Genomic DNA, 24,679 nt, shown 5'->3' on the forward strand with positions numbered 1-24,679 from the left:
TCGTTATAAAACCAAGCTCCCCACCCATATATTAAGCATAAGACACAAGAAAGAAGAAAGGTGGGTGGCGCGTGAGTTCAGATTCCCTATCTTATTATCATCAAAAGAAGGATCAATATTATCACGGTGTGAACCCTGTGATTGTCCATCGTATTCGCAAGGAATGGACGTCTATCTTGGATATCGGATGCGGCACAGGTCAGCTTGGCAAAGTCCTAAAACAACAAGACCGTACCATATATGGAATTGAATCTTTTGAAGATGCGGCAAAGCAGGCTGAGAAAGCGCTGGATCATGTTTTATGCGGCAATATTGAACAGATGGCGCTGCCTTATCAGCATGAACAATTTGACTGCATCATTTTCGGAGATGTTCTTGAACATTTATTGGACCCTTGGGCCGTTTTAAAAAAGGTCAAACCCTTTCTAAAAAGGGAAGGGGCCATCTTGTCTTCCATTCCGAATATTGGTCATATTTCAACGGTTTTAGAATTACTAGCCGGGAGATTTACTTATACAGATGCAGGGTTAATGGATCAAACACATTTACGCTTCTTTACCCTTCACGAAATTCATGCCCTCTTTCAGTCAGCCGGGTTTCATGTTCGTGAGCTTGAAACCATTCGTGTACAACACCCTTCCTATACGGGCGTCATGAATGATCTACATGAATTACTCGTAAAACATGGCATCCGTTTTGATTTTAACGAGGCAGCGACAGCCTATCAATACGTGGTTGAGGCGGTTCAACTCAATGAGTAGCCCCACCATCTTATTTGTTTTATGTGTAAATGATGAGTCGATGTTTCAAGCTTGCTTCCGGCAGCTCGCTTCACTTCCTGCTCCGCACGGGTATCATGTAGAGGTTTTGCCCATTAGACATGCATCAAGTATGACCTCTGCATACAATGAAGCTCTCACTCATCCTGCACAGTTTAAAATTTATCTTCATCAAGATACACTCATCGTCAAACAGCATATGCTTCTCGAGCTGATCCCACTTTTCTTGCAGAATCCGTCACTTGGCATGCTTGGGGTAATAGGTGCAGAAAGTGTGCCAGACAATGGAATCTGGTGGGAGAGCCATGATTGCAGAGGGAAAGTCATTGAATATCGGCACGACACCTATCAGCTACTGACGTTTGAATCTGGTCATCCACAGACAGAGCCCCAAGGTTATATCAAAGCTTCTGCTATTGACGGTCTTTTTATGGCAACACAATATGATATCAAGTGGCGTGAGGACCTCTTAGACGGGTTTCATTTTTATGATGTGTCACAGTCTTTTGAGTTTGCACAGCAGGGATATGAGGTTGGGATTGCAAGGCAAGTGGAGCCCTGGTGTATTCACAAATGCGGAGATCATTTTGATGCAGAAGCATATGAAAAAGCAAGACAAACATTTCTTGCGCATTATCGGTAGAAAGCACCCTTTTCGGGTGCCCAGAATGTAGAGAAACTCCTGTTTTTCTACATTCTTTTTTATTTTCCACGTCATGATGTTAGGTGAGAATGAATGAAAAGGCCTTCCACACATGTCTTGAAATGGCCTTTTGGTGCTTTTGAGATCTTGTGCAGCTTTCAAGAAAAGGACACGGAGCTCATGCTTTCGGATCTGATTTGTAGAACCAATAACCTTTCCGATCCGTTATTGTACATGCTTTTCTTTATTATAAAATGAGGAGATGTAAATTTTAAGGGGGACAATTAGGCTGTCGAGATTTTCTCGACAGCCTGACAGACCCTAAAGATCTGTTTGATTCATCAAGTAGATAATCTAGAATCACGGGTTCCAAAACGAACATCAGGATTTTCACTAGAACGGGTTCCATTCCTCACAGCAAAATCGTTATCTTGTTGAGATAAAGTTATAAGAGGAAAATCCTCAGTAGTAACGCTACTGCCTGTAGCATTTCTTACAGTCAGATCAGTGGATTCTGGAGAAGTAGCATTTCTTGAATTCACATCAAAATCGACAGATGATAATGAGATCACACCTAGCAATGCTGAAGCACTCAAAAAACCAGTAAGAACCGTTTTAAAATTCATATGAACAGTCGCCCCTTTGGATTTGTTTTCGGGCGTACATCACTTTTTCATACATTTTTACAGATTCATCCATACGCCCATTCTCATTATAGTACCGAGCCGCTTCGAGCGCTAGGTCTTCCATGTATGGATAACCCCTCTCATTCTCTAATTTTTCCAATGAGCTCAAGACTTCACTTAGGTTTGCTGTTTTTAAAAATAAAATGTCCAATACCATCAGTAACGATAAAAATAGATCGTTTTTTCTATTCTTCGCTTCTTCCAAGCCTCTTTTGAAAAATCTTTCACCCTCAATAAATTCCTTTTGACTCAAATGAAATAACGATAATTCATAATAAACCAAAAGCAACTCTGTAGCATTAATAGGCTCTCCTTCTAGAATAACCTGATTAAAATAAGCTAGTGCCCTATTAAAATCACCTAATCCTTTAAAACAACACCCAATATTAAATAATGACTTCACAATCATTGGCTTATTAGACATTGCCTTAGATTTTTCTAAAGCTGACAATAAATGAGGAAGCGCCTTTTCTCTGCATTCAAAATCAATGAAATTACCTGCCATAACAGTTAGACAATTAATTTCTCGAATCATATAAAGAGAATTGCTCTTATGTGCCTTATAAGTATCATAAGAAAGACCAACGTAATACATAGACACGTGCGTCTGTTTCATGTGATAAAACACTTCTGATAATTTATAATAAAATTCCGCTCTCTCTAACTCATCCCCTACTTGCTCTAGGCGCTTTTCCGCGCGCTTATAGAACACAATAGCTCTAATAAACTCTCCTTTTTTGAATTCATACATCCCTTGAAAAAAATTAAAATAGTATTCAAGAATGGCTGACATCTTCTTTCCTTGTCCTTCTATAGCTTTCAAGTAATCCGATTTTTCAAGTGGTTCTTTAGAAGGCTGCACATAGTCTGTCATCAATTGATGACGGAACTCCATCAACTGAAAATAAAGAACCGCCTGTTCATCTTCTTCCATGACATCGATTTCTTTTCTAACCTCTTCTCTTAGCTTCTGAGCCTCTTTAACATTGAATCTTTTTATATGCTTATACCATTCATTTATCTTGATTGCCACAACTGGAGACGGTATAGACGCCATTTACAATCCCCCCTAGAAAACCAATTTTTAATAAATGTTAGCACATCAATTCCTAATAAAACCCTATTTATCCAATGATTTGTAAAATTTTCGGCATAGCGCAAGCACTTTTTTATGCAGGTAGGGAACAAGACATATCGGTTTTTATACGCAATCGCAGTGGTGTTTTTGAAATAGGCGCCATGTATTTTAAATAACAAAAAAACAGGCTCTTCAGCCTGTTCTTTATTATGATGAATGGGAAACTCATTAAAAAGAAAACGACAGCAAAATAACAAGCACCATTTAACATCATCAATACTGATATTACCGTCATCATACATTCGCCTTCCTTATAAAAGAACCTAAATTGCGGTCACCGCAACCCAAAAAGAAATTTTCCAATGAATTCCCAAATTCAAACCGATCAATGATAGGATGAAAACATGTCAAAAAAGGAGGGAGTACTATGAATTATTATGCTGTTGTATTTTTTTACGCCGCCACTTAATAAAAGCCACTGAAAACACAAGAAGTAAAATCGCAATAAGCTTGAAAATAAAGCGAGTGAAGAAAGTAGCATCTTCGAACTCCGTTGCAAAGATACAAGCCCCTATGATTATCCCGATCATGCCTACTACCCAATTCCAAAACACATCAATCACTCCTCAATTAACTTTTTTTAAAAGAAAAGCATTTTTTATCCATATGTTTATTATTGCACAAAAAACAAGGGGGAAATATCCAAAATGAAAAAGTTCATAATCGGACTTTTAGGCCTGACGCTATTTTTAACAGTTCCATTACAAACCGTAGCCGCAGTAACCCTAGAACCTCAAGGAATTAAAGAATCTTATCAAACTGAAATTGAAGGCAAACTACATACTTTCAATTCTGTAGTTAAAGGCAGCACTCAAACAATAACGATTGATAATGGTGAACAAATAGATACCGTCTCTTATGACCGGGAAAAAGAAGAACTCCGTATCAACAATGAACTAGTAGAGTTAGAGGAGTTTAAAGAAGCTGGCAAAGAATTGATCAATGAAGACGGTGAGGTTAGCTCAAAGTCAAACAAAGATTACCAATGGAGACTTGTAAAAAACTTTAAAAATAAATTCAACATCACTGTTGCTATCATAGTTGTTGTGACAGGTGCGATCTTAGCAATACCAACAGGGACCGGTGCTATAGCTGGCGCAGTCTTGACACTGAAAGCAGTAGCTTTAATCGCTTCAGCAGTAACTTCAGCTTCAGGATCCACAGGTCAAAAAGTCTTTCATTACACATTCAAAACATACTACAGCCCGAAAAATGGTTACTGGAACAACAAATTTGTCCTATCTGTCTACAAAGATTCAAAGCGTAAAAAACATGTTAAAACAGTTACACATACGACACGTCTCGGGAAAAAATATTAAAAAAGAAGCAGGTTCCATCAGCCTGCTTCTCTACATGTTTATGTAATGTAATTCTTGATGTTAATATGCCAACGTATCATGACCTCAAATGTTTCATTTGCTAAATCGAATCTACAGACCATGTGACAATGGATATCACAGAGTTTTTTTCTTTGATCTTATATTTGATTTCCAGCTTCTTGTGTTTATTTTCATTTTCCCAATATTTATATCCACAATTGATCAGGCTAATCACCCTTTTCGGGTGCCTTTTTTATGATATACTGTCATAAACAACCAGATCGTCTCATATGCATTGGAGTACCTTGTCCCTAATTCGTACAAAGGAGGAAACAATGGCAGACAAAAACGTTCATTATAAGAAGGTTGCCGCTTCAAAGGATTTTCGAAAACTTCTTGAGGAAAAACGCAGATTTATCGTACCGATGACGATTTTCTTTTTTCTCTTTTACTTTTCACTTCCGGTTGCTACATCCTACTTCACCTTTTTGAACACGCCAGCAATTGGAGCGATCACGTGGGCTTGGTTATTTGCCCTCACGCAATTTGTGATGACATGGGTTTTATGTGGGCTTTATGCAAAAAAAGCAGCTCAGTTCGACAAATATGTAAGCGCTTTAAAAGTTGAATCGAGAGGTGATGACGAATGAGTATGACCGCTTTTATTTTATTCATAGCGATCGTAGGGCTCACATTGGTCATCACGTATTTTGCTGCGAAAAAAACAAGCAATGCGAGTGATTTTTACACCGCAGGCGGCGGACTGACTGGATTTCAAAATGGCCTTGCCATTGCCGGGGACTATATGTCTGCTGCTTCATTTTTAGGGATCGCCGGCATGATCGCCTTAAATGGATTTGACGGCTTTTTCTATAGTATTGGTTTTCTTGTAGCGTATCTTGTCGTCCTTTATGTCGTGGCTGAACCACTGCGAAATCTAGGAAAATATACGATGGCTGATATGATTGCTGCACGATTTAAGCGTCCTGCCATTCGAGGGGTAGCCGCATTTAACACAATCACAGTCTCAACTTTTTATATGATTGCGCAGCTTGTTGGGGCAGGTGCATTAATCAAGCTGCTTCTTGGCATTGATTACTGGATTGCGGTGCTGATCGTAGGTGTCTTGATGACCATTTATGTCGTGTTTGGCGGCATGATCGCAACAAGCTGGGTACAGATCACGAAAGCTGTGCTTCTCATGCTGGGCACGCTGATTATTTCGCTGCTTGTGTTTGCCAAATTTGATTTTAGTCTGCTGAAGATGTTTGAACAGATGAAAACAGCGACCCCGCTTGGTGAAGCTTTTCTTCACCCGGGAAATAAATATGATGTGCCTTTAGAGACCCTGTCTCTGAACCTTGCACTTGTGCTTGGAACAGCAGGTTTGCCGCATATTTTGATCCGTTTTTATACGGTAAAGGATGCCATTTCTGCGCGTAAATCTGTTCTATCCGCTACGTGGATAATCGGGATTTTTTATTTAATGACGGTTTTCCTCGGCTTCGGTGCCGCTGCTTTTGTCGGAACAGATGCAATTACGGCAGCCGATGCAGCAGGAAACATGGCAGCACCACTGCTTGCACAGGCCCTAGGGGGAGATTTATTATTTGCCTTTGTTTCCGCTATTGCCTTTGCGACTATACTGGCAGTGGTCACCGGTCTCGTTTTATCAGCCGCGTCTGCCTTTGCTCATGACTTTTATAGCCAGATTATCCGCAAAGGGAAAGCGAGTGAACGGGAACAGGTGAAGGCGGCACGCTTTGCTTCTATCGGCGTGGCCATCCTTTCCATCATTCTTGCATTATTTGCGCAATCTTTAAACGTCGCTTTTCTTGTGTCACTTGCCTTCGCAGTGGCAGCAAGTGCGAATTTACCGTTGATTATCTTCACTGTCTTTTGGAAACGATTTAACTCAATAGGTGCTATCGCAGGAAGCTTAACAGGTCTTCTGAGCGCACTCCTGATCGTGTCACTCAGCCCAAGCGTCTGGGACCCATCAGGGGCAGCCATTTTCACAGGAGAGCCGCTTATCCCACTATCGAACCCTGGGATTATCTCGATCCCGCTCGGATTCCTTGCGGCTTACTTAGGCACCATTTTTTCCTCTGAAAAAGCAGATGAAGACACCTTTACAGAAATTCAAGTAAAAGCACACACAGGTATGCATATGGATACAGATTGATGAAAAAAAGCCGGCTGCTCTGCCGGCTTTTTCAGTGTTCTTGCTATTTCAAAACTGTACTCAATATGGGATAAATTGGCCTTTTAATCTCTCTTTATATCTTTCTAACTTGTCACATTTCCTCAACGTGATCAACGAACAGCATGTGATGATGATCAGCAGAATTTCATGAACTTCTCCTCTGTTATCAATGATTCTTTTCAACCCTATTACCCCCATAGACTTCAATTCTCTTGTTATTCTTATGTTATCATTTTAAACACATACTGGAAATTCACCCTACAAGGAAGAAGTGAAACATATGCATAAATTGTACTCAGCAAAATTATTATTTGAATCTAGCTCCTCACCAAAGGTGAGACCGGATAAAATCTTTGAGGAACGAATCATTTTAGTGAGAGCAAAAAACAATCGAAAAGTGAAACAAATCGTCAAAGACCATTTTCCAGATGAGACATTTGAAAATGGAGATCATGGACAAACAACCACAAAACTAGTAGCCGTACTAGATATTTTTGAGCTAGTTGAAAACTTAGACGAAGGTCCCCTGCATTTAAGCGAAGTGTACAGCCGATATCTTCTTTTTGATCAAGAAACATCTGCTAAAGAAGCGATTGACGCTTATTCGTTAGACAAATAAAAGAAGTCTAAGCTACCAGTGTGTGACGGTATTCTATCGGAGCACACTGGTTTAATTTTTTCTGGAATCGATCGTGATTATAGAATTGAATGGAATGATTAATTGACAGCAGCACAAAAAGAGATAGTGGAGGGAATAAATGATGCCAAGACTAGAAGAGAATGATGATTTTGTATTTGCTAAAGATGTATTTGTTTCTTCTTTTGAAGTGAAAGAAATTCAAGCTGCTATAAAGGTCGGTGTGCCTGTTAAGTTTGCAGGTGCAGTTTTAAATGCAGTGATTGGTTTTGCTGTAGGGGTGGTGTAGGTGTTATACAATCATTTATTATTAAAAAAGTAAAGCGGAAGCTAAAAAATTAGCGATCTCTATTGGTGTTGCTGTCGCAATTTCATTAAATGATTCGGATATCGAAACTCAAATTGCTAAACAGTTAGATAAGAGGGATAAGCGCACTAATAATGGTTGGTAGATATATATTAGGAGGAATGTTGTGAAGAGTATGATCAAGTATGCAGTGATGATTTTATTTATGAGTGTATTTTTCTATTATTACAATATGTTTGTACCTAAAAATGTTCTGTACATTTTCATTGCATTTCCATTTTGTTTTGTTGCTATAAGTTTGATTGATAAGCTATTTACGGATAAATAAATCTAATAATAAGCAAGCCTCATGCTTGCTTATTATCTCATACTGTCTAATTAGAGGGGATAATATCTGCTCTGCCGGCTTTTTAATATCGCTGGAATAACTCTGGGTTTTTCGGGACGTTTTCTAAATAAACGATCTTTCCTTGATCATCCAGCTCCGCAATATCAATGCCTTCTGCTGTATATACACGACCGTCTGTTAACTTTCCGCAAACAGCCCAGTTTGTTTCATACTTCCCATCTTCTCGTTTCACCCAGCCATCCCACATGTGCTTAATGTCTTCATGTACGTGGAAAAATGTGTTCAAAAACTGTGTGAACGCTTGGATGCCAGGCTTTTCAGCACCATTTAAGACAATCATGACATCATCAGAAAACAATGCCAGCAATTCGTTCATTTGCTCTTGCCCTTTTCCCGCTTCATCATATCGGCGAAAATACGTATCGAGCACTTCCATGATTCATTCTCCTTTATTTACCTGTCATTTCGAAGAAAATCGAACAATTAGATTGTACACAATTGTATCTCTTCTGTCTATTTTTCACGCAGGTAAGAAAAGACATGGATGAGTCAATCCATGTCTTTTACAGATGAAAGAGCTGCTTTCTCTGACTCGACGAGAGATGTTAGTTCTTCCGCAGCTTTTTTCGGATCAGCGCTTTGGCTAATGGCGCTAATGATGCTAATGCCATCGGCTCCCGCTTGGATGACTGGTGCCGCATTTTCATATGTGATACCGCCGATGCCCACAATAGGAATGTGAAGACCGTGTTGACGTACTTCGTTGATTAAAGAAACACCTTGGACACTGCGTGTATCCTTTTTTGTTTCTGTAGGATAGACTGGACCCATCCCAACGTAATCTGCCCCGTCCTTCATCGCTTGCCTCACTTCATCTAGATTGTGCGTGGACACGCCTAATATTTTATTCCCGATTCTTTGCCGTACATCTTGTGCAAGTGTATCTTCCTGCCCAACATGGACACCATCTGCATCAAGATCGATTGCAAGCTGTACATCATCATTTACGATAAAGGGGATATTCGCTTCTTGGCAAAGTGCTTGAATCTGCCGAGCGATTTTTTTCTTTTCTTCACCTTGCAGAGCACCTTCACCCTTTTCACGAAACTGAAACATCGTGATCCCGCCTTGAATGGCCTCTTTCACCACATCAAGCGGATGCCGGCTTGTATTCGCTGTTCCCATAATAAAATAAACCGATAATTGCTGTTTGATTAGCTGCTGATCAACCTTCGTCATGCAAAACTCCCCCTATTTTTCCTAACGTGATCACATCTTGACCATTTGTATTGGACAGCGCGTTTAACAATTCGATTTGAAAGGTCCCTGGCCCTTTCTCATTTGTATGCTGAGCTGCCTTTTCTGCAGCGACACCATAAAACAGCAGAGCTGATGCCGACGCATGAATGGGACGTTCCCCTGTTGCACAAAATGCCCCTATGACAGAGGTGAGTAAACAGCCGGTCCCTGTCACCTTGGTTAACCATTCGTGTCCATTATGAATAGACAGAACCTCTTCTCCATCTGACACGACATCCACTTCCCCTGTAATCGCCACAACGGTTTGAAGGGCTTTTGCCGCCTGCTTTGCTAAAGACGATACATCTCCATTTGCCCCTTTTGCATCAACGCCTTTTGACTGCCAGCCCTCCACTCCAATTAAATGAGCCATTTCAGCAGCATTCCCTCTGACAACAGTGATGTCCACTTGCTGTAACAGCTGTTTCGCCGCACTCGTCCGAAACGTTGTCGCACCAACACCAACAGGATCTAATAGAACTGGTACACCTTTTTCATTGGCCGCTTGTCCAGCAATGACCATTGCCTCCACTGTATCCTTTGTTAGTGTACCGATATTCAGCACAAGTGCATCCGCTAATTGCGCCATTTCTGCCACTTCTTCTTTGGCGTTTGCCATGACTGGAGAAGCACCTAAAGCAAGCAGTCCATTCGCTGTAAAGTTCGTCACAACTTGGTTGGTGATATTATGGACAAGCGGATTTTCCGCTCGAACCTTTTCCAAAAGATGAGACACGCAGCTTAATTTCATCTGTATCGTCCTCCCTTTTACTCTGCATCCCACACATAGGATTTTGTATGCTTTAACCATTCTCTTGCAGCAAAGGACAAGTAGCGGTCCTTTCGCCAAATGACACCCAAATGCCACGGAATAGACGGATTTAAGGAAATGATCCTCACTTTATCAGGATCTAGATCACGGCAAATCCGTTCAGGCAGAAGCCCGATTCCAAGGTTCTCAGCAACCATTTCACTGATGAAATCCCATTGTGACGTTTCATAAATAACGTTTGGCCTGAATCCCGCATTCATACATTCATTTAAGATTCGGCTGTGCAGAACGAAATCTTCTCGAAAGAAAATAAAAGACTCTTCCTTTAAATCAGCCAAATGAACCTCATCACGTCCTCCCATCGGATGTGATGGATGGGTGACAAGCTTCATATTCTCTTTAATGATGGTGTATGTATGAAAAATTTTATCATTTGCAGGCAGAACAATGACACCAATATCTAATGATCCATCCTCTACCCCTTCCTCTACTTTAATGGAGCCGTGCTCCACCAATTGAAAGGTGACATCTGGATACTGCTGGCGGAATTCCCCCATCACATTTGGGAAAAAGCTTGATCCAATCATGGGCGGCAGTCCTATTCGGATATGTCCTTTTTTCACATTCATTAAATCATTTAATTCACTCGTTAAATTCTGAAAGGATTGTGTGATTTCACTCGCCTGTGTATACATGGTTTGTCCAGCATCTGTCATTTCAACCTGTCTGCCATTACGGTAAAACAACTGCACACCTAGCTCATCCTCTAGGTTTTTGACCATCTTGGAAATGGTCGGCTGCGACACATAGAGCGATTGCGATGCTTTCGTAAAACTCTTTAACCGTGCCACTTCTAAAAAATATGTTAAATGTCTGATGTCCACATGGTTCACCCTTTCTATAGACAAAAGGAATACTAACTATTCGATATATGTATTTTACCTATAATAGAACGTGCTGTACACTTTAAAGTAAGCTCACCAATTAGAACGTTGTGTTGTTTTTGTGAAACAGTGAACAATTTATATAGAAAAAGGAGTGAACAGAAAGTGCAATTGCTCAAAACGTCGCTGATTGCTACCCTTCAGATTATGGCTTTATTTGCTTTTGCGAAATTGATGAATGTGCTGGCGGCCTTTTTGCATTTAAGAATTCCGGGCACGATCTTAGGCATTCTTGTCATTTTCTTATTACTTCATTTTAACATCATTAAATTAAAATGGATTGAACTTGGCGCCGTTTGGCTGCTTGGAGAACTGCTGCTCTTCTTTATCCCTTCAGCAGTAGGTGTGATTGATTACGGAACATTACTTTCTCAATCTGGCACAAGTATTGTCCTTGTGGTTTTACTTAGTACCTTTGTGGTCATGCTCTCGACTGGCATGATGACGCAGATGATTGCGAAAAGAAAGGAGCGAAAAAAGCTATGTTAGTTGGTGGACTATTTTTGATCTTAACCATTCTGATCTATCTCGGATCAAAAGCGGTTTATAAACGTCATCCGAAAGTCTATGTCTCCCCTTTACTTGTAACACCGGTTGTTCTTGTGGTCTTGCTGTTAATCGTGAACATTCCTTACGATGCTTACAATCAAGGCGGAAAATGGCTGACAAATATGCTTCAACCTGCGACTGTGGCATTTGCCATTCCTTTATATAAGTATTTTCACATTCTGAAGAAGCATGCAGTAGAAATTATTTTGAATGTGGCTTGCGGTTCTATCGTTGCGATTTTATCAACAGCGTTTATCGCCAAATTGTTTCATTTGGATACGAGTCTGATCGAGAGCCTCGTCCCAAGGTCCGTCACAACACCCGTTGCAATGAGTGTGTCTGAAATGATTGGCGGGATGCCGTCCGTTACGGCTGTATTCGTCATTTTAACAGCATTATTTGGTTCAATCATTGGGCCATTGGTTATCCGTTATTTCCGCATTGATAATGACATTGCAATGGGCGTTCTGCTTGGTACAGGAGCACACGGTGCAGGCACATCGAAGGCCTTTGAACTGAGCTCCGTCTCAGGCACGATCTCAAGTGTGTCCATGATCATTTCGGCCATTATTACATTATGTGCAGCGCCTATCCTGATGTCGTTTGCCTTATAGAAAAAGCCATTTCCCCTTATCGGAAAATGGCTTTTTCTTATGCTTGGATGAAGACAACCTTTAAATAGTTCCCCTCAGGATAATTTTTCGTTGTACGGAAGTCCTCAGGAAGTGTATATTCCTCAAGAATACGATACGTTTTCCCAGATTCTTTAAAGGCCTGTGCAATAAATCCTTTAAACTTTTTCATCCCAAATGCACTGCTATTGGTTGACGCCACAATGACGCCGTTCTCAGCTGTGATCTGGATGGCTTCTTTTAATAGTTTCTTGTAATCCTTCGCTGCACTGAATGTGTGTTTCTTCGTTCGTGCAAAGGAAGGTGGGTCCAAGATCACGACATCATAGCTCCAGCCTTTTTTCGCCGCAAACGGGAAATATTTAAAGACATCCATGACTTTGATATCCTGCCCGTCTACATCAATGCCATTCACTTCAAACTGCTCGGATGTTTTTTTCAAACTGCGGTTTGCAACATCTACACTTGTCGTACGGCTTGCCCCGCCAAGCGCTGCTGCTACAGAGAAAGCGCCGGTATAAGAGAACGTATTAAGGACGGTCTTTCCTTTTGCATAGCGATCTCGAATTGCTTTTCGCACATGACGCTGATCAAGGAAAATACCTGTCATCGCACCATCATTTAGATAAACCGCCACGTTCATCCCATTTTCTTTGACGATAAGAGGAAATTCACCTTTCTCCCCTTTTACAAAATCGTCATCTTCGATATATTGTCCAGACGTATCAAATCGTTTCTTTTCATAAATGCCTTTATAGTCAGGGTACACCTGCTCAATCGCAGCCAATACATCTTCTTTTAATGTAAAAACACCTTCGCTATACCATTGGATGAGATAGAATCCATCATAATAATCAATCGTGATTCCACCAATTCCATCCCCTTCCCCATTGAACACACGGAAAGCCGTCGTCTGTGCATCACGAAATAGATGCGTTCTGCTTTTGGATGCCTGTTCAAGTTTAGAAACAAAAAAGGGCTGATCTATTTTTTCGTTAGCGTCAAAGGAAAGCACCCAACCGATGCCTTTATTTTGCACGCCATAATATCCTTTCCCTAAAAAAGAGCCTCTTTCATCTACCCATTCAATGAGCTCGCCTTCCTGTACACCGTTCACACGCGACACAGCATCTTTTGAAATAAGCGGATATCCCTTTTTCACTTGTTCTGCAAATGTTTGTTTTAATGAGATTTTTTTCATTTGTGTCATCCTTATCCTAAATTGACTCTCTCTATCCTACCATATGAATGTATACGTTACTTCTATTATGATAAGATGAGGAGAAAAATATCAACTCGACATAGAGGAGGCTCTTTTTTGACAACATTACGCTTAGATCATACAGGGATTATGGTGACAAATATTGATCAGTCCATTGATTTTTATGAAAAAGTGGTGGGCATGAAATTAAAGGATCGCATCACTCATACAAACGGAGTCATTGAACTTGCCTTTCTTGGCTTTAAAGACGAAGCGGAAACGGAAATCGAACTCATTCAAGGGTATAGCAGTGACCTTCCATCTGAAGGAAAGGTTCACCATCTCGCCTTCACAACAGATAATATTCACGCTGAATTTAACCGTATTCAAAAGCTGCAAATTGAGCTAATAGATGAAGAAATCACAACATTGCCCAATGGCTATTGCTACTTCTTTTTCCGAGGGCCAGACCAAGAGTGGATTGAGTTCTTCCAGCGATAATATTTCCTAGGAAATGCATGTGAATCGGTATATTCATTCTCGTCACAAAAGAAAAAGAGTAAGAGCATGTGTACCTGCTCTTACTCTTTTTTTATAGCACCTTACTAAGAAATGATTTGGTACGCTCATGCTGCGGGTTTCCAAAGAGTGCTTCTGGTTTGTCTTCTTCGACGATATATCCGCCATCCATAAAGATCACGCGATCTCCCACTTCTCTTGCAAAGCCCATTTCATGTGTGACGACAATCATCGTCATTCCTTCGACTGCTAATTGTTTCATAACAGCTAATACATCCCCAACGACCTCAGGGTCAAGAGCAGATGTCGGTTCATCGAATAAGAGCACTTTTGGGTCCATCGCCAAGGCTCTTGCAATGGCAACACGCTGTTTTTGTCCACCAGATAATTGGTTAGGGTAACTTTTGGCCTTGTCTTTCAAGCCGACCTTTTCAAGCAAGTCTAATGCTTTATCGACTGCAGCTTTCTTCTCCATCCCTTTTACTTTCACCGGTGCGATCGTGATATTTTCTAACACGGTTTTATGAGGAAATAAATTAAAGTGCTGAAACACCATGCCAACTTCTTGTCTTACTTTATTGATATTCACTTTTGGGTCTGTAATCGTATGTCCGTGGACAACAACTTCCCCAGCCGTAATATCCTCTAATTTATTGAGACATCTTAGAAATGTGCTTTTCCCTGATCCTGAAGGACCAATGACACATACAACCTCTTTTTCCTCGATGACTGCATTAATATCCTTTAAGACTTCGTTATCACCAAAGGATTTCTTCAAGTTTTTCACCGTAATCATACTCATTTCACATCAAATCTCCTTTCTGCGTAGCTAGCCAGTAGAGAAAGTAAATAAATGATCACGAAATAAATGACACCGACAATGAGCCAGACATTCAAAGGATCAAATGTAGCCGATGCTTGAACTTGTCCCCGCTGCATGATATCAGCAATACCGATAATCGATAAGAGAGAGGTGTCCTTCAAACTGATGATGGCTTGGTTCGTAATGGCTGGAAGCATACGGCGGAATGCCTGTGGAAGAACGATAAAACGCATGTTTTGTCCACCTGTGAATCCTAAAGAGCGTGCGGCTTCTGTTTGTCCTTTATCAATGGACTGAATCCCTGCACGAATAATTTCTGAGAAATAAGCTCCTGCATTAATCGCTACTGTAATAATCCCTGCCGGCACTCGATCAAGCGAAATGAATTCAAGTGTATTAAGCCCAAAATAAATGAAGAATAGCTGTACGATAAATGGCGTACCTCGAATGGCATTGACAAAAACGAGTGAAATAAAGTTCAAGATTTTAAATGGTGACAGGCGGAATAGCGCCACAATCAACCCGATAATAAAACCTAAAATGATAGCAACAACAAAGATATATAAAGTGGTTTGCAAACCATCCATTAAATACGGAAATGCATTAACAATCGTATCCATGTTTCTCCCTCCCTAATTCACATACGGTTGACACATAAAGAAAGCGCGCTCTGAGCGCGCCTCGCTTGTGTTATGACTTCAAATATTTCTCAATAATTTTGTCATATTCACCGTTTTTCTTTAGGTTTTCAAGCCCTTTATTGATTTTCTTCAATAAGTCCTGATTTTTCCCCTTCATGACTGAGATCCCGTATTGGTCGCCATTCAAGCGGTCTCCAACTGTTTTCAATTTCAAGTCTTGCTGTGCGATCGCATACGTAATGACAGGATAATCCTCAATTAAAGCATCTGCATTTCCATTAGATACTTCTTGGAACATAGATGGACTGTCATTGAATTGAACTACTTCATACCCATATTTGTCTGCGTTATCTGATGCAAATTTTGCACCTGTTGTCCCATTTTTAACAGCTAGCTTTTTCCCCTTTAAATCATCAATCGATTTGATGCTGCTGTCCTTTTTCACAACAACTGTCAGACCAGCGTCGAAGTATGGATCTGAAAAATCCACTTTCTTTTTACGCTCATCTGTAATACTCATACCACCCATTCCAACATCAAGCTGACCTGCTTGCATCGCTGGAATGATCCCTGAGAAATCCATTGCTTCAAGCTTCACTTTGAAGTCTTGGTCTTTTGCAATTGCGTTAATTAAATCAACGTCTATTCCCTCATATTTACCGCCCTTTTCAAATTCAAATGGCGGATATGTTGTATCTATCCCGATTTTATATGTGCCTTTGCCTTCTCCCGAACCGCTGTCCGATTTTGAACCACAGGCTGCCATGACGAGCACAACAATTAGTCCCATGATCAGTAACATCGATTTCTTCATAAAACACGACCCCCAATTGTCAGTTTTGTCTAAATATTCGCAACAACAATCTTACTATACCACGCTAAAGCTATACTGTGTGATATTTTTTATCAATACCAAAGATCCATACAATTCTAGATCGATAGTCTCTTTAAATTTTACTTTTTTGCGAATAACTCATTTTATTCTGAAAGAAGCATGTTTCACAATATTCATGTGATATAATCTCACAAAAAACCGCGAACACTCCTTTATAAATACCACTTCTTTCTCACCTATGAAAAAACCCTCTTTCACTGTCTCTCTTCCTCTATTGATATCCTGATATATTTTTTTGAACATCCTCTTTTTACCTAAAAAAATGTAAGCGTATACAATTAGATCACTACTCCCTATTTTTTTCACTACTGGTTGAATTTACATCAAAAAACATGTTTTACAAATTGAGATAGACCGCTTAAAATATAAGAAGATACTTAATATGGAAAGATGATTCAGACAAATAAGAATCAGCAGAAATGAATAGGTGAAGAAAGGAGGATACCAATTGGCAGAAACAGGTGTTTTGTCATCCGTTGATGTAGCAAATATGCTAAATGACTGGTATGTCTTGATGAAAAAAAGAGACATACAAGAAGCAATACAGCTAAAAGAAGAGATTCTTCAAGCATTTGATCGAATGGAAGAGAATCAAGATGTCTTACTCTACTATCAACTTTTAGAATACCGTTTCAAAGATTTAGTCGAAGATACAGCTTCGTTAGATCACAGTCTTTTTGTGGATGAAAATGCGATTCGTACAGATGATATGCTCAGCTACTATTTCTATTTCTTTAAAGGCATGTATGAAATGCGCAGAGGGAATCAAGATACAGCATTTCACCATTTGAAATTGGCCGAGGATAAATTAGATCTCGTACATGATGACATTGAAAAGGCAGAATTCCATTATAAAACAGGATGTCTATACTATAATATAAGATCCACACTTCTCTCCATCCACCACTTAAAAAAGGCTTCGTCTATTTACGACGCAGATCCATGTTATGTGAAAAAATCAATCAGCTGTCAAATGATGCTTGCTCTGAATTATGCGGATCAATCGAAATATGATGAGGCAGAAACTTTGTTTCAACAGGTAATTCACTCACTAGAACAGATGGAGGATCCAGATTTACTTGGTCACGCGTATTGCAATGCAGCTTTTATTAAAAGTCTAAGAAATGAATACAGTGAAGCTGTGCCGCTCCTAGAAAAAGCTTTATTGATTGAGTCATTCGAAACTTCTTCCCCAGGCGGCTATTTACTGGCCTTGTATGCCTACACGAAAGCGCTGTTTAAGCTGAAAAAGCCTGGTTTGTTCCACTATTATGTACAGCTTTCACTTCAAAAAGCAGAAAATTTAAAACAACGAAACATTTCACTTAAATTATCCATTTTAGAAACATTGATGCTCCAGCCAGACAACATGATTGAGCAGATCATTTCTTATTGTGATCAATTAGAATCTATGAATTTCCTTGTTGATCTTGAGGCTATCTGTCAGGATGTAGCCGCCTACTTAACTGAAAATGGTCTTCCGAAAGAAGCGATGTATTTTCAGAACAAGGCATTGTCATTCAAAACTTGTTAAGAAGATGGAGTGATGTATGATGAAAAAATGGCTGATCTCAAGTGCGATTTTTGCGCTCTTGTTCACAGGTGTTTGGATTGGCACTTCTACACAAAAAGGCAGCCCGTCTGCACAATCGCAAGATGACGGTACGATCATTCAAAAGAGAGATCGAGGCACCAACCCTTAATAAGACTGAAAAGAGTAGCTGTCATTCAAAACAGCTACTCTTTTTATTGGTTAATCAATTTCTCGTTTGATATTTTGCATTTTTTCATCTAAGTAGTGAGCGATATCTGCCGCTTCCTTTAGTTCATCGGTGAGCTGATGAGGAACATCGTTTTGCAGTTTATAATAGATTTTATGTTCGAGACTCGCCCAGAAATCCATCGCAATGGTCCGCACCTGAATTTCAACCTTCACATGCTCCACACGATTCGTTAAGTAAACAGGAATTTCAACAATTAAATGAAGACTTCGATAGCCATTTGGTTTCGGATGCTGAATGTAATCTTTCACTTCAAGGATCTTTAAATCCTCTCTTTGCCTCAGAACATCAATAATGTTATAGATATCTTGAATAAACGAGCAGATGATGCGGACACCAGCGATATCATGTATGTACTCCTTGGCACATTGTGTGGTGATGTCACATCCTTTTCTCGCTAGTTTATTCACGATGCTTTCAAAGGATTTGATCCGTGATTTTGTATGCTCTATTGGGTTGTGTCCATGGATTAAATTATATTCCTGACTAATAATCGAAAACTTTGTATCCATTTCATCTAATGCAAATTTATATACTAATAATTCATTTTTCCAGTCTTCCATGACACTTTTCAAATCTTCTACATGAGTTGCTGACATATTCATTTCTTTTTGTCATCTCCTTTTGGCAAACAGCTGTTACACTGCTTTCCGTTTACTAGACGGAGAGAGAACGCAAATGGTTTTAAAAAAGTACATCTTACCCCCGTTGTTTGTAATAAGTCAGCGCGAGTGCCAGTGCAAGCACAGATCCTTTCACGATATCCATTGCATAATACGGGACAGACATCATCACAAGTCCATTTTGCAAAATACCGATGAGCACCGCACCAATAAACGTACCGAATGCGTTTGGTTTACCTGCTCCCATGACTGAAAACCCAATAAAAGCAGCAGCTACCCCATCCATTAAATATGGCGTTCCTGCGTTAATTTCTGCTGTCATCACCCTTGATGCCAGCACGATACCACCGATCGCCGCAAATAAGGCAGACAACAGATATGCTGCGATTTTGTATTTGTTCACATGAATACCAGATAATCGAGCGGCTTCTTTATTTCCACCAATGATATACATCAATCGCCCATGCTTTGTGTAAGTCATAAAAACATGTGCAAAAAGCACAATGGCCGCCATAATCAAAATGATATAGGGTACCTGCCCAATCTTGCTGAAAAAGGCAGGGATGGTGCCAGTTGAAAAAGTGCCATCAGGCAGCACCATATTTTCAGAAATGGTCGCACCTTTCGTATAGGTTTGTGCCAGCCCTTGAATGATAAACATCATGGCTAGTGTCATGAGCATATCTGGAATCTTCATTTTGACAATCATCCAAGCATTCAGCAAACCGACAATAAGAGAAGCCGCCAGCGCAGAAAGGATCGCAATGAGTGGGTTTTGCGAGAACCATACAAACATGGAGATCACAATTGCATTTGATAACGTAGCAACTGAGCCTACAGATAAATCAAAGCCGTTCACTGCTAGGGAGATCGTCAGCCCTACCGCAATGATGGTTACAATCGAGATCGATCGTAAAATATTGATGATATTTCCTGACTGTAAAAATGCCGGATTGGCTGCCGCAAAGACAACAATCAATACGACAATCGTTAAGATGGTGCCATATTGATAAAAGAAATCAAACAGATGAAAGGATGGCCGCTGTTTCTTGATTTGTTGAATTGGGGCTGAAACTTGTCGTTCACTCATGATTGTCCTCCTGTTGAATGATATAAAAGCTCTTCTTCAGTCATTGGTGCCGTCATTTCCCGGGCAATGCTGCCATCATATAAGACGTATACTCGGTCGGCGATTCCTGCAATTTCTGAAAGCTCACTTGAAGCATAAATAACCGCTTTTCCTCTTTCAGCTAGTTCTGCAATGAGAGAGAAAATGTCCTTTTTTGCTCCAACGTCTACACCTTTGGTTGGTTCATCAAAGAGATAGACATCCGCCTCAGCCAACAGCCATTTTCCAATCGCAATCTTTTGCTGATTTCCACCAGATAGATGCTTCACCTTCGCTTCAAGAGAAGGTGTCTTGACGCCAAGCCGCTTGACGATTCCATCTGCTGCCTTCCGTTCCTTAGAACGATGTAAGAAGCTGAACGGCCGTGTAAACGAACGTAGACTTGCAGCTGTTACGTTCCATCCAACAGTTTCTTCTGTTAGAATCCCTTCTTTTCTCCGTTCTTCAGGCACAAGGGCAATACCCGCTCTCACAGCGTGATGAGGCGACTTGATATGAATGGTTTGACCATGCAGCTGCACAGTGCCTGACTTTTTTTCTGAGGCGCCGAATAGGGCTTTGCACAATTCTGTTTTACCAGCACCGACTAGTCCTGCAATCCCGAGAATTTCTCCTTTTTTCACATGAAGATGAATGTTGTTTAATTTATGCTGGTCATGCAACTCTTTCACGTCAAGCACAATCGGTGCATCCTCAAGCGGTGTACGGGATGGGAATTGATCCTCTAATGGCGCGCCAAGCATTTCTTCAATGACCTGCTTTGGATCGGTTTCTTTAATGAGGTGCGCCGCCACATCGGTTCCATTCTTCATCACAGTCAGTTCATCACAGATGTTGAAAATTTCTGGCATGCGATGCGAGATAAAAATGATGCCTGTGCCGTTCTTTTTCAATTGATGAATCATTGAGAATAGCTTGCTTGTTTCTGCATGACTAAGTGGAGCGGTTGGTTCATCTAAAATTAAAATGCTGCATTTGATCGACACAGCCTTGGCAATGAGCACCATTTGTTTTTCTGCCAGTGTCAAATCACTCACAAGACGCTTCGTCGAGATGTCAATGTCCATCTTTTTTAACAGCTGTGCTGCCTTGCGGTGAATCTCTTTCCAGCGGACGAATGGTTTTTTCTCCATTTCATGGATCATCATATTTTCGCCAACACTTAAATAAGGCACTAGAGCTGTATCCACTTCTTGATGGACGGTCTGCACACCGTATGAGGCCGCATCCTTCGGAGTATGAATGGTCGCCGCCTCGCCATTGATGTGGATGGTTCCTTCAAAATGTGAATGAGCACCAGAGAGAACTTTCATTAACGTTGACTTCCCAGCACCGTTCGCCCCAATCAGGGCATGGACTGTGCCTTTTTTTAATGTGAAATTTGCTTGATCTAACGCTTTGACTCCTGGGAATTCAATCGAAATGTTTTTCATATGAACTAGCAGCGTTGTCATAGGTGTCCTCCTTCTCTCCTGATCGTCAATTGAAAAACGAAACACCCTCTATGAAAAGAGAGTGCACGTTGTTTATTTTGCATAATGCTTCTTCAAGGTCTTCATCCAGTCTTCTTCAAAAGCAGTCGATGATCCGAATCCTTTTACTTCATCTGCAAGATTGACCATATTGATGGCCTTTCCTGCATCCTGAAGCTGCTTTTGTGAAATGAGAGAGGCCTCAAGGTCATAGGAAGATGGCGTTTTCTCGCCAGCTAGTTTCTTCGCAAGAATCCTTACGTCGATTGCACCAATGAGCTTCGGATCGACAGCGGCAGTGTACTTCCAAGGACTGTCTTTCGCAGTCATTTCTTGCAGATCGGCATTAGACACATCAATACCGTATATTTTCACTTCGGTTCTTCCTGCTTCTTTTAAAGCTCTTGCGGCACCAATCGCAAATGCATCCCACGTGGCAAAAATCGCATCCAGTTTACCCTTTGGATATTTATTTAGCATAGCCGCAACCGCATTTTGTGTTTGAACTGATATATCAGAGGCCGCAACGCCAAATCGGTCAAGTTCCTTGATTCCTGTATGCTGTTTGAGCGTTTCTTGGTACACCTTGTTTCGTCTCACCATTGGAGGGAATCCGTCTACCCAAAGATACGCAATATTTGCTTTCCCTTTAAAATCAGCCACGAGTGCATCTAATGATTTTTTCGCTAATTGCTCGTCATCTTGAGACGTCACTGTGACCCCTTTGATGTCCTTCAGCTTCGGATTTGAATCAAACGCCACAACTGGAATGCCTTTCGCTGTGATCTTCTTCACATCAGCGACTGTCGCCTCATCATCCCCATGAGAGATGATAAAGCCATCATAGTTTTCTTCTAGTGCTTGAGAAATAGCATCATGAAACTTCGCCGTATCACCATTTGCCGTGTAGACATCTACTGTAAAGCCTAGCGCTTCACCTTCTGCCTTCGTTCCTGCTAAAAACTGAGCAGTATGATCGTCCCCGCCAATTTTACGGATGACTTTAATTTTTGCTCCCTGTCCTTTTGCAAATCGCTTCGGGACATTGTCAAAGGAGACCTTTTCGTTTGCACTAGCCTTTGAGCCTGCGCTTGATCCCGTACCGCAACCAGATAATAGCACGGTCAGGACCGTCAATAATACAAGAGATGATGTCCAATATTTACGTTTCATTGCTGTTCCTCCTCAAGTTGTTTTATTTTTCACATCGGAAAACTAGGTAAAGAAGTGGAAATATGCCTGTGAACCCAGTCTTTTGATTCTAAAAAAAGAGATCAAAAAAAGCCTCTCTTGATAAAGAGAGGCTTGATCACCGTTGCATGAAACATGTATCGGGAAGTCTTCCTCTCTTATCTGTCAAAGCTGTAACAGCTTTGCAGGAATTAGCACCAATTTCTTAAATAGAAACGGTTGCTGGGCGTCATAGGGCCAGTCCCTCTGCCTCTCTTGATAAGAGATCCGTTATGAAATTTGTTTTAGTTGAAATGTCTTCTTTACTTTAATGTGATGTCTCATCAATGTCAATGACTTTTTTGAAAATTTCTAAAATGATCACTTGCACCGAATGCCTTGTTTAACTGCCGATGATTTTCTTAGCAGGTGATGATGCCTTAAGACGGAAATCATATTTTTTCTCATTCACAAATTGGGGATTAAGGTGTGCTGATCCTTTATCTTGACCGCTTTTCGAGCGATACGTTTTGTAGCCTTCCAGCCATTTCCCGCGCCATACCCATTGTGAGGCTTTTGCACCTTTGCGGTCATCGTAGACATTCTTTTGGAATGTATTCTTCTTGTTCACTTCGTAGAGATTCACGACTAAGTAATGCGAAGCACTGGCTGTCATGATATTATTCGTGATTCGATTGTTCACCGATTGATATTGCATGAGCAATTGACCGCCTTCTAAGCCGGCTGTGTCATTTTTGTACAAAATGTTATGGGAGATGGTCGTGTTTGTGGTTCCGCCCCGCTTCTTGTCATAGCCGCCAATGGAGATGCCTGTATAACGATTTAAATATACTTGATTGTGCTCAATGCGAATGCGTTCGGCCATCTTCCCTTTATGTTCACTTGTGACCTCAATCCCAAGGTCATTATGATGGCTGATGTTATGATCAATCACGATGTCTTTCCCGCCATCCACATAGATTCCTCCTGCGGAGATGTCCTTGCCGTACGCTGGATTCCCAACACTCGTAATCTCATAAACTTTGTTTCTAGATACGACACCATTTCGCACTTGATCATACTTTTTAGAAGGTGCGACATTCTCAAAACCAATTAAATCAATCCCGATATTGTCCGTATGCCGGACTGTATTATGTGTCACGCGGAATTTTTTCACGTTTCCGTTTAGCACAAGGGCTTCACTAAAACCCAACTTTAACTTTTCCACAGTGTTTCCTTTGATTTCGATGTCTTCAATGGCTGCAGGTGCTTTCGTTCCATAGACCGCAATGCCATGAGCATTCCCATTTTGATGTGTCGTCTGAATGTCGTACACACGGTTGTTAAGCAGTTTGACGCCTTTGCCGCTTCCTGTGATGAATATACCGATGGGTGTCACATCTTCTTGATTCGTTTTAATATGACCGACTGTCAAACCTTTCAGGGTGATATAGCTCTTTTGATCAAGCTTCACGAGACCTCCGTCTGCTTGATTTCCTTTAAGAGATGCTCCGCTAATGACAGGCTTCTCTTTTCCATACGCTTGAAAAACAACTGGTGCTTTCTTTGTTCCAGAATGGCGGACAATCAATTTCTCTTTGTATGTACCGCCTCTCATATAAACTGTTGTCCCAGCTTTCGCGATACTTGCCGCTTTTTTCAGCGTACGGAAAGGCTTTTGCTTTGTCCCTGGATGTTTGTCGTTCCCATTTGCTGCGACGTAATAGGCAGTACCTTGCTTCGCACCAGCCTCCTCCGTCATCGCTTGACAGCCAAAACTAATGGCGGTCATCAATAAAATCAATAAGGCGCCTGATATCATTCGTTTCATCTCGTTGTTTGCTCCCTTCCACTCTCTTCTACCTTTATCGGTTAAAAAAAAGAGGATTAAAATATGGCAATGCCCCTTGCAATGTACTAGTCAAAAGGTGTATGGTTGAAAGAATATCTTACAGGAAAACAAATCGCTTTTAAATTGTCAGATTAATCAGTTAATAATGAAATTGGATTTTATTTCTAAGGGGAAACTTCAGTAAAACCACGACAGAGAGGAGGAAAGCGCTTTAACAGATTTTTCTTGTCTGAATTCCAGAAAACCTATTGCTAATATTTTGTGAAGGTATAGAATAGAATCATAATTATTTCATATTATTAGAATTTTCAAA

General features: G+C 40.7%; 28 protein-coding genes and 1 riboswitch. Of the genes, 12 read left to right on the forward strand and 16 right to left on the reverse strand.

What is annotated here, in order from left to right; genetic code table 11:
* The first annotated feature begins 71 nt into the window (after window positions 1-71).
* The gene (locus MHI58_RS18385) at window positions 72-761 is read left to right on the forward strand and encodes a bifunctional 2-polyprenyl-6-hydroxyphenol methylase/3-demethylubiquinol 3-O-methyltransferase UbiG (protein ID WP_024719497.1); all 690 of its coding nucleotides are present in this window, start codon (window positions 72-74) and stop codon (window positions 759-761) included.
* Window positions 754-1,422: a glycosyltransferase family protein gene (locus tag MHI58_RS18390; protein WP_045033819.1), complete on the forward strand. Its 669-nt coding sequence runs from the start codon at window positions 754-756 to the stop codon at window positions 1,420-1,422. Before MHI58_RS18385 ends, MHI58_RS18390 begins: the two co-directional genes overlap by 8 nt.
* Before the next feature lie 341 nt (window positions 1,423-1,763).
* On the opposite strand, the gene MHI58_RS18395 is transcribed toward MHI58_RS18390, so the two are convergent.
* Both MHI58_RS18395 and MHI58_RS18400 read right to left on the reverse strand, forming a co-directional pair.
* Window positions 1,764-2,048: a hypothetical protein gene (locus tag MHI58_RS18395; protein WP_017360144.1), complete on the reverse strand. Its 285-nt coding sequence runs from the start codon at window positions 2,046-2,048 to the stop codon at window positions 1,764-1,766.
* Window positions 2,038-3,165 carry a RapH N-terminal domain-containing protein gene (locus tag MHI58_RS18400; RefSeq protein WP_041507960.1) on the reverse strand — a complete coding sequence of 376 codons (1,128 nt, stop codon included), beginning with the start codon at window positions 3,163-3,165 and terminating at the stop codon, window positions 2,038-2,040. The genes MHI58_RS18395 and MHI58_RS18400 overlap by 11 nt, the downstream gene beginning before the upstream one ends.
* A gap of 728 nt (window positions 3,166-3,893) precedes the next feature.
* Between MHI58_RS18400 and MHI58_RS18405 the strand changes: the two genes are divergently transcribed.
* The 4 genes from MHI58_RS18405 to MHI58_RS18420 all read left to right on the forward strand — a co-directional run bounded on the left by MHI58_RS18405 (window position 3,894) and on the right by MHI58_RS18420 (window position 7,390).
* A complete protein-coding gene (locus MHI58_RS18405; RefSeq protein WP_045033816.1) occupies window positions 3,894-4,565 on the forward strand; it encodes a hypothetical protein in 672 nt (223 codons plus the stop codon).
* Window positions 4,566-4,900: 335 nt separating this feature from the next.
* Window positions 4,901-5,215 carry a DUF485 domain-containing protein gene (locus MHI58_RS18410; protein WP_024719499.1) on the forward strand — a complete coding sequence of 105 codons (315 nt, stop codon included), beginning with the start codon at window positions 4,901-4,903 and terminating at the stop codon, window positions 5,213-5,215.
* Entirely contained in the window at window positions 5,212-6,750 is a 1,539-nt protein-coding gene (locus tag MHI58_RS18415) for a cation acetate symporter (RefSeq protein ID WP_045033814.1), read from the forward strand. The genes MHI58_RS18410 and MHI58_RS18415 overlap by 4 nt, the downstream gene beginning before the upstream one ends.
* A 301-nt stretch (window positions 6,751-7,051) precedes the next feature.
* A complete protein-coding gene (locus MHI58_RS18420) occupies window positions 7,052-7,390 on the forward strand; it encodes a DUF4288 domain-containing protein (protein ID WP_017360152.1) in 339 nt (112 codons plus the stop codon).
* Window positions 7,391-7,397: 7 nt separating this feature from the next.
* Here the strand turns inward: MHI58_RS18420 and MHI58_RS18425 are convergent, their stop codons facing one another.
* Window positions 7,398-7,505 carry an IS3 family transposase gene (locus MHI58_RS18425; RefSeq protein WP_366966485.1) on the reverse strand — a complete coding sequence of 36 codons (108 nt, stop codon included), beginning with the start codon at window positions 7,503-7,505 and terminating at the stop codon, window positions 7,398-7,400.
* Window positions 7,506-7,532: 27 nt separating this feature from the next.
* Between MHI58_RS18425 and MHI58_RS18430 the strand changes: the two genes are divergently transcribed.
* Window positions 7,533-7,697, forward strand: a complete 165-nt coding sequence (locus MHI58_RS18430) for a hypothetical protein (RefSeq protein ID WP_156132655.1) — start codon at window positions 7,533-7,535, stop codon at window positions 7,695-7,697.
* A gap of 428 nt (window positions 7,698-8,125) precedes the next feature.
* Here the strand turns inward: MHI58_RS18430 and MHI58_RS18435 are convergent, their stop codons facing one another.
* The 4 genes from MHI58_RS18435 to MHI58_RS18450 all read right to left on the reverse strand — a co-directional run bounded on the left by MHI58_RS18435 (window position 8,126) and on the right by MHI58_RS18450 (window position 11,019).
* Window positions 8,126-8,500: a nuclear transport factor 2 family protein gene (locus MHI58_RS18435; RefSeq protein WP_008345523.1), complete on the reverse strand. Its 375-nt coding sequence runs from the start codon at window positions 8,498-8,500 to the stop codon at window positions 8,126-8,128.
* A 113-nt stretch (window positions 8,501-8,613) separates the two neighbouring features.
* Complete coding sequence (gene thiE, locus MHI58_RS18440) at window positions 8,614-9,303, reverse strand: thiamine phosphate synthase (protein WP_008345524.1); 690 nt, start codon at window positions 9,301-9,303, stop codon at window positions 8,614-8,616.
* Window positions 9,290-10,114, reverse strand: coding sequence for a hydroxyethylthiazole kinase (thiM, locus tag MHI58_RS18445; RefSeq protein WP_045033812.1), 825 nt, complete (start codon window positions 10,112-10,114; stop codon window positions 9,290-9,292). The genes thiE and thiM overlap by 14 nt, the downstream gene beginning before the upstream one ends.
* 17 nt (window positions 10,115-10,131) lie before the next feature.
* A complete protein-coding gene (locus MHI58_RS18450) occupies window positions 10,132-11,019 on the reverse strand; it encodes a LysR family transcriptional regulator (RefSeq protein WP_045033810.1) in 888 nt (295 codons plus the stop codon).
* A gap of 165 nt (window positions 11,020-11,184) precedes the next feature.
* Between MHI58_RS18450 and MHI58_RS18455 the strand changes: the two genes are divergently transcribed.
* Window positions 11,185-11,568 (forward strand): CidA/LrgA family holin-like protein, encoded by a 384-nt coding sequence (locus MHI58_RS18455; RefSeq protein WP_008345527.1) that lies wholly within the window; start codon window positions 11,185-11,187, stop codon window positions 11,566-11,568.
* Window positions 11,562-12,242, forward strand: coding sequence for a CidB/LrgB family autolysis modulator (locus MHI58_RS18460; protein ID WP_007497850.1), 681 nt, complete (start codon window positions 11,562-11,564; stop codon window positions 12,240-12,242). Before MHI58_RS18455 ends, MHI58_RS18460 begins: the two co-directional genes overlap by 7 nt.
* 37 nt (window positions 12,243-12,279) lie before the next feature.
* On the opposite strand, the gene MHI58_RS18465 is transcribed toward MHI58_RS18460, so the two are convergent.
* On the reverse strand, window positions 12,280-13,461 hold the full coding sequence (locus MHI58_RS18465) for a class I SAM-dependent rRNA methyltransferase (RefSeq protein WP_045033808.1): 1,182 nt from the start codon (window positions 13,459-13,461) through the stop codon (window positions 12,280-12,282).
* A gap of 117 nt (window positions 13,462-13,578) precedes the next feature.
* On the opposite strand from MHI58_RS18465, the gene MHI58_RS18470 reads away from it, so the two are divergent.
* Window positions 13,579-13,962 (forward strand): VOC family protein, encoded by a 384-nt coding sequence (locus MHI58_RS18470; RefSeq protein ID WP_008345541.1) that lies wholly within the window; start codon window positions 13,579-13,581, stop codon window positions 13,960-13,962.
* A gap of 91 nt (window positions 13,963-14,053) precedes the next feature.
* Here MHI58_RS18470 and MHI58_RS18475 read toward each other — a convergent pair whose 3' ends face one another.
* The 3 genes from MHI58_RS18475 to MHI58_RS18485 form a co-directional block, all read right to left on the reverse strand.
* Complete coding sequence (locus MHI58_RS18475) at window positions 14,054-14,782, reverse strand: amino acid ABC transporter ATP-binding protein (protein ID WP_025208197.1); 729 nt, start codon at window positions 14,780-14,782, stop codon at window positions 14,054-14,056.
* Window positions 14,779-15,423 (reverse strand): amino acid ABC transporter permease, encoded by a 645-nt coding sequence (locus tag MHI58_RS18480; protein WP_007497860.1) that lies wholly within the window; start codon window positions 15,421-15,423, stop codon window positions 14,779-14,781. The genes MHI58_RS18475 and MHI58_RS18480 overlap by 4 nt, the downstream gene beginning before the upstream one ends.
* 70 nt (window positions 15,424-15,493) lie before the next feature.
* Window positions 15,494-16,258 carry a transporter substrate-binding domain-containing protein gene (locus MHI58_RS18485; protein ID WP_045033805.1) on the reverse strand — a complete coding sequence of 255 codons (765 nt, stop codon included), beginning with the start codon at window positions 16,256-16,258 and terminating at the stop codon, window positions 15,494-15,496.
* A 529-nt stretch (window positions 16,259-16,787) separates the two neighbouring features.
* On the opposite strand from MHI58_RS18485, the gene MHI58_RS18490 reads away from it, so the two are divergent.
* Both MHI58_RS18490 and MHI58_RS18495 read left to right on the forward strand, forming a co-directional pair.
* A complete protein-coding gene (locus MHI58_RS18490) occupies window positions 16,788-17,873 on the forward strand; it encodes a Rap family tetratricopeptide repeat protein (RefSeq protein WP_045033804.1) in 1,086 nt (361 codons plus the stop codon).
* Window positions 17,874-17,892: 19 nt separating this feature from the next.
* Window positions 17,893-18,042 carry a hypothetical protein gene (locus tag MHI58_RS18495; protein ID WP_017368302.1) on the forward strand — a complete coding sequence of 50 codons (150 nt, stop codon included), beginning with the start codon at window positions 17,893-17,895 and terminating at the stop codon, window positions 18,040-18,042.
* Window positions 18,043-18,092: 50 nt separating this feature from the next.
* Here the strand turns inward: MHI58_RS18495 and MHI58_RS18500 are convergent, their stop codons facing one another.
* The 5 genes from MHI58_RS18500 to MHI58_RS18520 all read right to left on the reverse strand — a co-directional run bounded on the left by MHI58_RS18500 (window position 18,093) and on the right by MHI58_RS18520 (window position 24,345).
* Complete coding sequence (locus MHI58_RS18500) at window positions 18,093-18,725, reverse strand: GTP pyrophosphokinase family protein (protein WP_007497867.1); 633 nt, start codon at window positions 18,723-18,725, stop codon at window positions 18,093-18,095.
* Between the two features lie 94 nt (window positions 18,726-18,819).
* A complete protein-coding gene (locus MHI58_RS18505) occupies window positions 18,820-19,833 on the reverse strand; it encodes an ABC transporter permease (RefSeq protein WP_017358697.1) in 1,014 nt (337 codons plus the stop codon).
* Entirely contained in the window at window positions 19,830-21,326 is a 1,497-nt protein-coding gene (locus tag MHI58_RS18510) for a sugar ABC transporter ATP-binding protein (RefSeq protein ID WP_045033800.1), read from the reverse strand. Before MHI58_RS18510 ends, MHI58_RS18505 begins: the two co-directional genes overlap by 4 nt.
* Window positions 21,327-21,398: 72 nt before the next feature.
* Window positions 21,399-22,517, reverse strand: coding sequence for a sugar ABC transporter substrate-binding protein (locus tag MHI58_RS18515; RefSeq protein WP_045033798.1), 1,119 nt, complete (start codon window positions 22,515-22,517; stop codon window positions 21,399-21,401).
* A gap of 173 nt (window positions 22,518-22,690) precedes the next feature.
* Window positions 22,691-22,800: riboswitch (SAM riboswitch) on the reverse strand.
* 117 nt (window positions 22,801-22,917) lie between these two features.
* A complete protein-coding gene (locus MHI58_RS18520; protein WP_045033796.1) occupies window positions 22,918-24,345 on the reverse strand; it encodes a right-handed parallel beta-helix repeat-containing protein in 1,428 nt (475 codons plus the stop codon).
* Window positions 24,346-24,679 lie beyond the last annotated feature (334 nt).

The sequence above is a fragment of the Bacillus sp. FSL K6-2869 genome, from assembly GCF_040869405.1.
Taxonomy (GTDB): Bacteria; Bacillota; Bacilli; order Bacillales; family Bacillaceae; genus Bacillus; species Bacillus altitudinis.

Bases quoted from the DNA above. Each gene is read 5' to 3' on its own strand.
- MHI58_RS18390 (WP_045033819.1), top strand. From the start codon at position 754: ATGAGTAGCCCCACCATCTTATTTGTTTTATGTGTAAATGATGAGTCG.
- MHI58_RS18395 (WP_017360144.1), bottom strand. From the start codon at position 2,048: ATGAATTTTAAAACGGTTCTTACTGGTTTTTTGAGTGCTTCAGCATTG.
- MHI58_RS18400 (WP_041507960.1), bottom strand. From the start codon at position 3,165: ATGGCGTCTATACCGTCTCCAGTTGTGGCAATCAAGATAAATGAATGG.
- MHI58_RS18405 (WP_045033816.1), top strand. From the start codon at position 3,894: ATGAAAAAGTTCATAATCGGACTTTTAGGCCTGACGCTATTTTTAACA.
- MHI58_RS18410 (WP_024719499.1), top strand. From the start codon at position 4,901: ATGGCAGACAAAAACGTTCATTATAAGAAGGTTGCCGCTTCAAAGGAT.
- MHI58_RS18415 (WP_045033814.1), top strand. From the start codon at position 5,212: ATGAGTATGACCGCTTTTATTTTATTCATAGCGATCGTAGGGCTCACA.
- MHI58_RS18420 (WP_017360152.1), top strand. From the start codon at position 7,052: ATGCATAAATTGTACTCAGCAAAATTATTATTTGAATCTAGCTCCTCA.
- MHI58_RS18430 (WP_156132655.1), top strand. From the start codon at position 7,533: ATGCCAAGACTAGAAGAGAATGATGATTTTGTATTTGCTAAAGATGTA.
- MHI58_RS18435 (WP_008345523.1), bottom strand. From the start codon at position 8,500: ATGGAAGTGCTCGATACGTATTTTCGCCGATATGATGAAGCGGGAAAA.
- thiE (WP_008345524.1), bottom strand. From the start codon at position 9,303: ATGACGAAGGTTGATCAGCAGCTAATCAAACAGCAATTATCGGTTTAT.
- thiM (WP_045033812.1), bottom strand. From the start codon at position 10,114: ATGAAATTAAGCTGCGTGTCTCATCTTTTGGAAAAGGTTCGAGCGGAA.
- MHI58_RS18460 (WP_007497850.1), top strand. From the start codon at position 11,562: ATGTTAGTTGGTGGACTATTTTTGATCTTAACCATTCTGATCTATCTC.
- MHI58_RS18465 (WP_045033808.1), bottom strand. From the start codon at position 13,461: ATGAAAAAAATCTCATTAAAACAAACATTTGCAGAACAAGTGAAAAAG.
- MHI58_RS18475 (WP_025208197.1), bottom strand. From the start codon at position 14,782: ATGAGTATGATTACGGTGAAAAACTTGAAGAAATCCTTTGGTGATAAC.
- MHI58_RS18480 (WP_007497860.1), bottom strand. From the start codon at position 15,423: ATGGATACGATTGTTAATGCATTTCCGTATTTAATGGATGGTTTGCAA.
- MHI58_RS18485 (WP_045033805.1), bottom strand. From the start codon at position 16,258: ATGAAGAAATCGATGTTACTGATCATGGGACTAATTGTTGTGCTCGTC.
- MHI58_RS18495 (WP_017368302.1), top strand. From the start codon at position 17,893: ATGAAAAAATGGCTGATCTCAAGTGCGATTTTTGCGCTCTTGTTCACA.
- MHI58_RS18500 (WP_007497867.1), bottom strand. From the start codon at position 18,725: ATGAATATGTCAGCAACTCATGTAGAAGATTTGAAAAGTGTCATGGAA.
- MHI58_RS18505 (WP_017358697.1), bottom strand. From the start codon at position 19,833: ATGAGTGAACGACAAGTTTCAGCCCCAATTCAACAAATCAAGAAACAG.
- MHI58_RS18510 (WP_045033800.1), bottom strand. From the start codon at position 21,326: ATGACAACGCTGCTAGTTCATATGAAAAACATTTCGATTGAATTCCCA.
- MHI58_RS18515 (WP_045033798.1), bottom strand. From the start codon at position 22,517: ATGAAACGTAAATATTGGACATCATCTCTTGTATTATTGACGGTCCTG.
- MHI58_RS18520 (WP_045033796.1), bottom strand. From the start codon at position 24,345: ATGAAACGAATGATATCAGGCGCCTTATTGATTTTATTGATGACCGCC.